At 39.3% G+C, this 9,076-nt stretch carries 7 protein-coding genes; 6 read left to right on the forward strand and 1 reads right to left on the reverse strand.

Annotated features, from left to right (window positions below):
* Positions 1-273: 273 nt before the first annotated feature.
* Entirely contained in the window at positions 274-1,038 is a 765-nt protein-coding gene (locus ACPDG9_RS15495; protein WP_430528611.1) for a GNAT family N-acetyltransferase, read from the reverse strand.
* A 315-nt stretch (positions 1,039-1,353) separates the two neighbouring features.
* On the opposite strand from ACPDG9_RS15495, the gene ACPDG9_RS15500 reads away from it, so the two are divergent.
* From ACPDG9_RS15500 to ACPDG9_RS15525, 6 genes are all read left to right on the forward strand, one after another.
* Entirely contained in the window at positions 1,354-1,794 is a 441-nt protein-coding gene (locus ACPDG9_RS15500) for a MarR family winged helix-turn-helix transcriptional regulator (RefSeq protein WP_430528612.1), read from the forward strand.
* Between the two features lie 51 nt (positions 1,795-1,845).
* Entirely contained in the window at positions 1,846-4,251 is a 2,406-nt protein-coding gene (locus ACPDG9_RS15505) for a 3-hydroxyacyl-CoA dehydrogenase/enoyl-CoA hydratase family protein (protein WP_430528613.1), read from the forward strand.
* A gap of 21 nt (positions 4,252-4,272) precedes the next feature.
* A complete protein-coding gene (locus ACPDG9_RS15510) occupies positions 4,273-5,454 on the forward strand; it encodes an acetyl-CoA C-acyltransferase (RefSeq protein ID WP_430528614.1) in 1,182 nt (393 codons plus the stop codon).
* 28 nt (positions 5,455-5,482) lie between these two features.
* Positions 5,483-7,276, forward strand: a complete 1,794-nt coding sequence (locus ACPDG9_RS15515) for an acyl-CoA dehydrogenase family protein (RefSeq protein ID WP_430528615.1) — start codon at positions 5,483-5,485, stop codon at positions 7,274-7,276.
* A 246-nt stretch (positions 7,277-7,522) separates the two neighbouring features.
* Positions 7,523-8,392 carry a helix-turn-helix domain-containing protein gene (locus ACPDG9_RS15520; protein ID WP_430528616.1) on the forward strand — a complete coding sequence of 290 codons (870 nt, stop codon included), beginning with the start codon at positions 7,523-7,525 and terminating at the stop codon, positions 8,390-8,392.
* A gap of 449 nt (positions 8,393-8,841) precedes the next feature.
* On the forward strand, positions 8,842-9,076 hold a 235-nt coding region (locus tag ACPDG9_RS15525; RefSeq protein WP_430528617.1), incomplete at its 3' end, for a hypothetical protein.

Genomic DNA, 9,076 nt, shown 5'->3' on the forward strand with positions numbered 1-9,076 from the left:
TTGGTTTTGTATTCAATGAATATATCTCACCTAGTTCATATTGGTTTTCGTGTTCGATGAATATATCTCACCTAGTTTATATTGGTTTTGGTGTTCGATGAATATATCTCACCTAGTTGATATTGGTTTTGGTGTTCGATGAATCTACGCTTCGCTCCGATTTACGCTTCGCTCCGATTTACGCTACGTTTCGATTTACGCTACGTTTCGATTTCCTCTCTCTTCTCTCTTCTTCCATAAAAAAAAGATCTACTAAAAAGCAGATCTCTTTTACTATCTTACGTTGTATTTCATCCAAACATTGGGTTCGACATACGTTCCCCTATTGCGTTCTAAGTCGATCTCTATAGGATTCAACGCAAAGTCGATAACATAGGAGCCAGAGGCTTGAAACGAGTAGTTGGTCCATTGTTCCCATTCCTGTACACTACCTTCAACAAACATAGCTTTGGTACATACCTTTACAATTTCAGCTCCATTCTTGCAATGTGTGCGAATCCACGGATCAAAGGGCAACCCTTCTTTATTGGTCCACTGCACATAATTTTCCATGTCTTGTAACGGGTATTGATGCTTTTTAGTAGGTCGCAAAGGCAAGATAAACGCATCTAATTGTTGTTCCTTGGCAATAGCCTTCATAAAAGCAATCAGCTGCTTGCTGATTCCCTGTCCTTGATATGCAGGATTGATACCAATCTGCAAAGCACAGAGTACCGTAGGTTTTTTGCCTGCTTGTTTATCTAGAAAAGCGCGTTCTAAAGCCCAGTCCCAGCCTTCATCAGGAAGATTATTCAGCTCTTCATCAGTCAAACTCAAGGGCACACAATTGCCATTGCCTACCACTTCTTGTCCATCAAGTAAAAAAAATTGATACAAAGGAAAATCAACATAGAGCTCCTCCCAATATTTAATATTCACTTTGTCCTGTACAATAAACTCAGGCCAAACACTATAGGCATAAACTTTTTCTAATAATACATCGTACTGTGGCAAATACGTTTTAGACGTTCTTATGAAAGAAAAACGACTTGAATTCATCTCTAAAAAAAATTTCGTTGTTTCACAACCCTGTTAAACTAATGATCCAAAGATACTCTTTATAAGTCCAACGCTTTATTTTTTGGGCTTTTTTATCCTTTATTTTTTATCTTTTTTCAACTTCCCTTGCAAAATACGCCCTTTTTTATCAGCATTGAACCCCACAGATTTAAAAATAAATCCTTAACTTAGAAGGACTTATGTTCTTTGTTTTAGTCTTTGTTGAGGTAAAATAAAGGGAACGTAAAAAATATTTCCCACAATAGTATGCGTGCATATTATATTTTTACTATATTTGAGTTTAACCAACTTGAAATGAAGGACAAAACAATTGACTATACTTTAAGAGCGACTTGGCAGGCTGTGGCTAGAATGTACAATGAAGAAGCTTCGAAATACGATGCAACCATGTCTTTAGCTTTTGCTCTTTTGAGTATTGATAAGAATGGTACACCTTCTACTCTATTAGGTCCTAATATGGGCATGGAAGCGACGAGTTTAACACGTACGCTGAAGAAAATGGAGGAAAAAGGATTAATTACGAGAGAGAAAAACCCACACGATGGCCGTGGGGTTATTATAAAGCTGACACCGTTAGGACTTGAAAAAAGGGAACTTTCCAAAGAAAAAGTCAAGCGTTTTAACGATACAATTCGCAAACACATAACGGAGGAGGAAATCGACAATTTTATTAAGGTTACTGAAACGATCAATCAACTCATTGCTGACAAAGCAATTTTTGATTCCAAGAAGTAAGTTCAGTAGACCGCAACAACGTAGTATTAACCACAGGAATTATATAAACATATGAAAAGAAGAATTAAAAAAGTGGCTGTGATCGGTTCTGGTGTTATGGGATCGGCTATTGCATGTCATTTTGCCAATATTGGTGTTGAGGTATTGTTAATGGATATTGTTCCCCATGCTTTAACTCCGGAAGAAGAGAAAAAAGGGTTAACCTTAGAAGATCGAGCAATTCGCAATAAAATTGCGCAAACGCACTTGACCAACGCATTAAAATCTAAACCTGCTCCTATCTATACGCCTCGCTTTGCCGACCGTATTACGGTAGGAAACCTTGAAGACGATTTAGCAAATATCAAAGATGTAGATTGGATTATTGAAGTCGTTGTAGAGCGATTAGACATTAAGCAATCAGTCTTTGAGAATATCGAAAAACACAGAAAACCAGGCACTTTAATCACTTCAAATACATCAGGAATTCCGATGAAGTTACTCGTTGAAGGACGTTCAGAGGATTTCCAACAACACTTCTGCGGGACACACTTCTTTAACCCACCTCGTTATTTGCCTTTATTTGAAATTATTCCTGGGCCACATACAACTCCAGCTGTTATTTCTTTTTTCCAAGATTACGCGCGTTTATTCTTAGGTAAGACTCCTGTTTTATGTAAGGATACCCCTGGGTTTATCGGAAATAGAATTGGGGTGTACTCCATGGCTATGGTGATGCAACTCACGCAAGAAATTGGATTAACAATTGAAGAAGCGGATACGTTAACGGGTTCTTTCTTAGGTCGTCCTAAAACTGGAACATTCAAATTGGGTGATTTAGTTGGATTAGACACGGCAATCAACGTAACAATGGGATTGAAACAAAACTGTCCTGCTGATGCGATGATTCAAGAAGTTAAGGACAATAATGCACTGAATTTCTTATTGGAAAATAAGTTCTTAGGGGATAAAACCAAAAAGGGATTCTACTACAAGGAAGTGGATAAAGAAGGGAAAACCAATCGCTTTGCCCTTGACCTAAACACCTTAACCTATAGACCTCTGGAGCGTACTAAAATCGAAGCAATCGAAACGGCGAATCAAGCAGGTGGCACAAAGGCTAAATGGTCAGTGCTCTTAGCAGATACAGGAAAAGCAGGGCAATTAATTCGCAAGCACTTCGCTTCTTTATTTGCTTATGTTTCTCAACGTGTACCTGAAATTACTGATACACTTTTCTCTATTGACGATGCCATGCGTACAGGTTATGCCTGGAAATATGGTCCATTTGAAACATGGGATATATTGGGGTTACAAAAGGGTATTGACTTAGTTGAAAAAGAAGGCTACCACGTTGCACAATGGGTGAAAGACTTAGCCGCAACAGGAGCAACAAGTTTTTACAAGCTTGAAAACGGCAAAAAATTGTTCTATAATCAAGAAAGTAAAACATTCGATGCTATTCCAGGACAAGATGCTTTTATTATACTAAACAACATTCGAAACACCAATAAAGTATGGGGCAATAGTGAAGCTACCCTACTCGACTTAGGCGATGGAATTGTAAACTTAGAGTTTCACTCCAAGATGAATACCATTGGCGGAGGTGTTTTGGCTGGGTTAAACAAAGCAGTCGAAATTGCGGAAAATGATTTCGAAGGATTAGTCGTAGGAAATCAAGGTTCAAACTTCTCTGTTGGAGCGAATTTAATGATGATCTTTATGATGGCAGCGGAACAAGATTGGGATGAACTTAACATCGCAATTAAAATGTTCCAAGATACTATGATGAAGATGCGCTACTCTGCTATTCCAGTTGTAGCTGCTCCGCACGGGATGACTTTTGGTGGTGGATGTGAGTTGAGTTTACACGCCGATAAAGTTGTAGCTGCTGCAGAAACGTATATTGGATTGGTAGAGTTTGGTGTTGGATTAATCCCTGGTGGTGGTGGTTCTAAGGAAATGACTTTAAGAGCATCGGATTTATATCGCAAAAACGATGTAGAGCTCAATACGCTTCAAGAGCATTTCTTGACGATCGGAATGGCCAAAGTTGCTACTTCAGCGGAAGAAGCGTTTGACTACAACATCCTACAAAGAGGAAAAGATAGTGTGGTAGTGAACAAAGACTTGCAATTGGCACAGGCGAAACGCGAAGCTTTAGTTCTAGCACAAGCGGGCTACACACAACCTGTTAAACGCAAAGATATTAAAGTATTAGGCCGTCAAGCTTTGGGTATGTTCTACGTTGGAACAGATAGTATGATGGCTGGTAAGTATATTTCAGAACACGATCACAAAATTGCCAATAAATTGGCTTATGTGATGGCAGGTGGAGATTTGTCTGAAGCTACGTTGGTTTCAGAACAATACTTACTCGACTTAGAACGTGAAGCTTTCTTATCCCTATGTGGAGAACGCAAAACCTTAGAGCGTATTCAACATATGCTGAAAACAGGTAAACCTTTGAGAAACTAATTAACTACTAATTACTGAAACATGAAAACTGCATATATAGTAAAAGGATATCGAACAGCTGTAGGTAAGGCTCCTCGTGGTGTTTTTCGCTTTAAAAGACCCGATGAGCTAGCAGCGGAAACCATAGAATATTTAATGAATGCGCTTCCTGAATTTGACAAATCTCGCATTGATGATGTCATGGTAGGAAATGCAATGCCTGAGGCGGAACAAGGCTTAAATATGGGACGCTTAATCTCTTTGATGGGATTAAAAGTAGATGATGTACCAGGGGTTACCGTAAACCGTTATTGTGCTTCTGGAATCGAAACCATCGGAATGGCGGTTGCCAAAATTCAAGCTGGCATGGCGGATTGTATCATCGCTGGTGGTGCTGAAAGTATGAGCTATATTCCCATGGGAGGATATAAACCAACACCAGATTACGGAGTAGCTAAAGCTGGACATGAAGACTACTATTGGGGAATGGGACTGACAGCGGAGGCTGTTGCGAATGAATTTAAGGTTTCTCGTGCGGATCAAGATGAATTTGCTTTTCAATCGCATATGAAAGCGCTAAAAGCGCAAGCGGAAGGGAAATTTTCAGATCAGATCGTTCCCATCACAGTAGATGAAGTATTTGTCAACGAAAAGGGAAAGAGAGAAAGCAAATCGTATACCGTAACACAAGATGAAGGACCGCGTAAAGGTACTTCTGTTGAGGCTTTATCAAAACTTAGACCTGTATTTGCAGCAGATGGATCTGTAACGGCTGGAAACTCTTCTCAAATGAGTGATGGTGCTGCTTTTGTTATGGTCATGTCTGAAGAAATGGTCAAAGAACTCAATATCGAGCCGATTGCGCGTATGGTGAACTATGCGGCAGCTGGTGTTGAACCAAGAATTATGGGAATTGGACCGATTAAAGCAATTCCCAAAGCATTAAAACAAGCGGGATTACAGCTAAAAGACATCGATTTAATTGAATTAAATGAGGCTTTTGCTTCACAATCTCTAGCGGTTATTAGAGCGTTGGGTATTGATCCAAACATCGTCAATGTTAATGGTGGTGCTATTGCGCTAGGACATCCACTAGGATGTACAGGTGCGAAACTATCTGTTCAGCTATTTGACGAAATGAAACGTCGAGGGGCTAAATATGGAATGGTAACCATGTGCGTGGGAACAGGTCAAGGAGCCGCTGGAATATACGAATTGCTATAATCAACAATTAACCATAAAAAAATAAATCATGAATACAGCTATAACAAGAGGAGGTCAATACTTAATAAAAGAAACACTGAGTGAAAATATCTTTACTCCTGAAGATTTTTCAGAAGAGCAACGCATGATGCGTGATTCGGTAAAAGAATTCATCGATAAGGAAATTTGGCCGAATAAAAATCGCTTTGAAAATAAAGATTATGCGTTCACCAAAGAATGTATGCAAAAAGCAGGTGAGCTAGGTCTTTTAGGTGTAGCGGTTCCTGAGGCTTACGGTGGACTAGAGATGGGATTCGTATCGACGATGTTGGTTTGCGACTATATTTCTGGTGCAACTGGCTCCTTCTCTACTGCGTTCGGAGCGCATACGGGAATCGGAACGATGCCAATCACTTTATACGGAAATGAAGAACAAAAGAAGAAATACGTTCCTAAACTAGCTAGTGGTGAGTGGTTTGGTGCGTATTGTTTAACAGAACCTGATGCGGGATCGGATGCCAATTCAGGAAAAACAAAGGCGGTTCTCTCTGAAGATGGGAAACACTACTCGATCACAGGACAAAAAATGTGGATTTCCAATGCGGGATTCTGCAACGTTTTTATCGTTTTTGCTCGTATTGAAGACGATAAAAACATCACGGGATTTATTGTTGAGAACGATCCTTCGAACGGTATTTCTCTAGGAGAAGAAGAACACAAATTGGGAATTAGAGCTTCTTCTACCCGTCAGGTATTCTTCAACAACACCAAAGTACCGGTTGAGAATATGCTTTCTGAGCGTGGAAATGGCTTTAAAATCGCTATGAACGCGTTAAACGTTGGCCGTATTAAATTAGCTGCTGCTTGTTTAGATTCACAACGTCGATTAATTACAGAAGCAATCAAATATGCCAATGAACGCATTCAATTTAAAGTTCCTATTTCTTCTTTCGGTGCAATACGCACGAAAATTGCTGAAATGGTAACGAATGCTTATGTAGGTGAATCTGCCTCTTACCGTGCTGCGGGTAGCATTGAAAAGCGAATCAACCAACGCATCGCCGAAGGTAATACGCATCAAGAAGCTGAGTTAAAAGGAGTAGAAGAATTTGCTATTGAGTGTTCAATCCTAAAAGTAGCGGTTTCTGAAGATGTACAAGCTTGTACGGACGAGGGAATCCAAATTTTTGGAGGAATGGGATTCTCAGAAGACACACCAATGGAAAGTGCTTGGAGAGATGCTCGTATTTCTCGTATATACGAAGGAACGAACGAAATTAACCGCATGCTTGCTGTTGGAATGCTCATCAAAAAAGCAATGAAAGGACATGTAGACTTGTTAACTCCTGCCATGCAAGTAGCAGATGAATTGATGAGTATCCCAAGCTTTGATACACCAGATTACACTGAACTGTTTACGGAAGAAAAAGAAATGATTGAAAAGCTGAAAAAAGCCTTTTTAATGGTTGCTGGAAGTGCCGTTCAGAAATTTGGTCCCGATTTAGAAAAACACCAAGCACTCATGATGGCTGCTGCGGATATGATGATCGAAATTTATATGGCAGAAAGCGCCATCTTGCGAACTGAAAAATTAGCAAAAAACAAAGGACAACAAAATGTTCAAGAAGAAATAGCTATGGCTCAGCTCTACTTATACCATGCGGTTGACATTGTTGCCCAAAAAGGAAAAGAGGGAATCGCTTCCTTCGCTGAAGGGGATGAACAACGCATCATGCTCATGGGATTAAGAAGATTTACAAAGTATGTGAATCTTCCAAATCTAAATGCACTACGCGAATCTATTGCTAATAAAGCAATAGAAGCTAACGAATATGTTTTCTAAGGAAAACAAACGATTGGTTTAGTTTGTTAAAAAAAAGACCGCTACTTTCAGCTTTTGAAAGAGCGGTCTTTTTGATTTATTGTATCCTACAAATAATTATAATATTTTAATACAAAAATCAAATAATAATTACACCAAAAACAAGCATATTTTGCATGGTTTTTATAAATAAATACTAAAGTCCGCAATAAAATACCCTAATTAAAGTATAAAATATAACTTTAGCCTGCAAAAAATAAAAATCAAATGTATAGTAGGGATTTAAACAAGCAAGGATTATTTACGGCTAAAGGAGAAAAAAAAGAATTCATCATTACCAAATTGCACCACAGTCTAATGCGAACGGGAAATTATACGACTAAAATGCATAAAAACGATTTTTTTCAGGTGATTTATATCACAGGAGGAACGGGAATTCAATACATTGATTTACAAGCGTACGAGGTAAAACAAGGAGATGTTATTTTCTTAAATACGTGGCAACAACACAGCTGGACCTACAACACAACAACACAGGGATACCTCTTGAGTTTTACTCCTAGTTTTATCACGCAATTTGTTTCTGATCATTTATTTGTGCACAACTTACCCTATTATAAGCGATTCACTTCCCATCATTTGCTCGAATTAAAATACGAACTCAGCGAATGGGTACAAGAAACGATGGACCGCATGCACGACGAATACGAAACAGAAAATGGAGAATACCTAAATTTAGTTCGCGCTTATTTGTTGGAAATATTATTGCTATGTCAGAAAGAAATTGACAAGGCAGAATCAAACAACAGCAATAATGTCAAGTCCAATGAACTCGTTAAAGCCTTTGAGTCTCTGATTGACAAACATTTTTATGAATATCGATTCCCCAAAGAATACGCTAAGGTTTTACTGGTAACACCGAACTACCTCAATGCACTATGTCAAAAAATAAAAAATAAATCCGCTGGCGACATGATACGCGATCGAATTCTGATTGAATGCAAGCGCCTACTCATCCATACTAATTTGTCCGCTAGTGAAATTGCCTATCAGCTAAATTTTAAAGACAACTCCTATTTTTCGAGATTCTTTAAAAAACACATCGGCATCGCTCCGGATGAATTTAGAAGAAAATAGTTGGTTGGTTGTGTGGTTTGCTCTTTGTGAGGCTCGCTCTTTGTGAGGTTTGCTCTTTGTGAGGTTTGTGAGGCTCGCTCTTTGTGAGGTTTGTTCGGTTTGCTCGTTGTGAGGTTTGTTCGGTTTGCTCTTTGTGATGTTTGCTCTTTGTGTGGTTTGCTCTTTGTGAGGCTCGCTCTTTGTGAGGTTTGCTCTTTGTGTGGTTTGCTCTTTGTGTGGTTTGCTCTTTGTGAGGCTTGTTCGGTTTGCTTGTTGTGAGGTTTGTTCGGTTTGCTCTTTGTGAGGCTTGCTTTTTGTGAGGCTTGCTCTTTGTGAGGCTTGCTCTTTGTGAGGTTTGTTCGGTTTGCTCGTTGTGAGGTTTGTTCGGTTTGCTCTTTGTGAGGCTTGCTCTTTGTGAGGTTTGTTCGGTTTGCTTGTTGTGAGGTTTGTTCGGTTTGCTCGTTGTGAGGTTGAGCATCTCACCACAACGAACAACCAACAACGAACAACCAACAACGAACAACCAACAACGAACAACCAACAACGAACAAACCTCACAAACCTTACAAACCTCACAAACCTCACAAACCTCACAAACCTCACAAACCTTACAAACCTTACAAACCTTACAAACCTCACAAACCTCACAAACCTCACAAACCTCACAAACCTCACAAACCTCACAAACCTCACAAACCTCACAAA

The organism is Myroides sp. C6-3 (assembly GCF_050522425.1).
Classification (GTDB): Bacteria; Bacteroidota; Bacteroidia; order Flavobacteriales; family Flavobacteriaceae; genus Flavobacterium.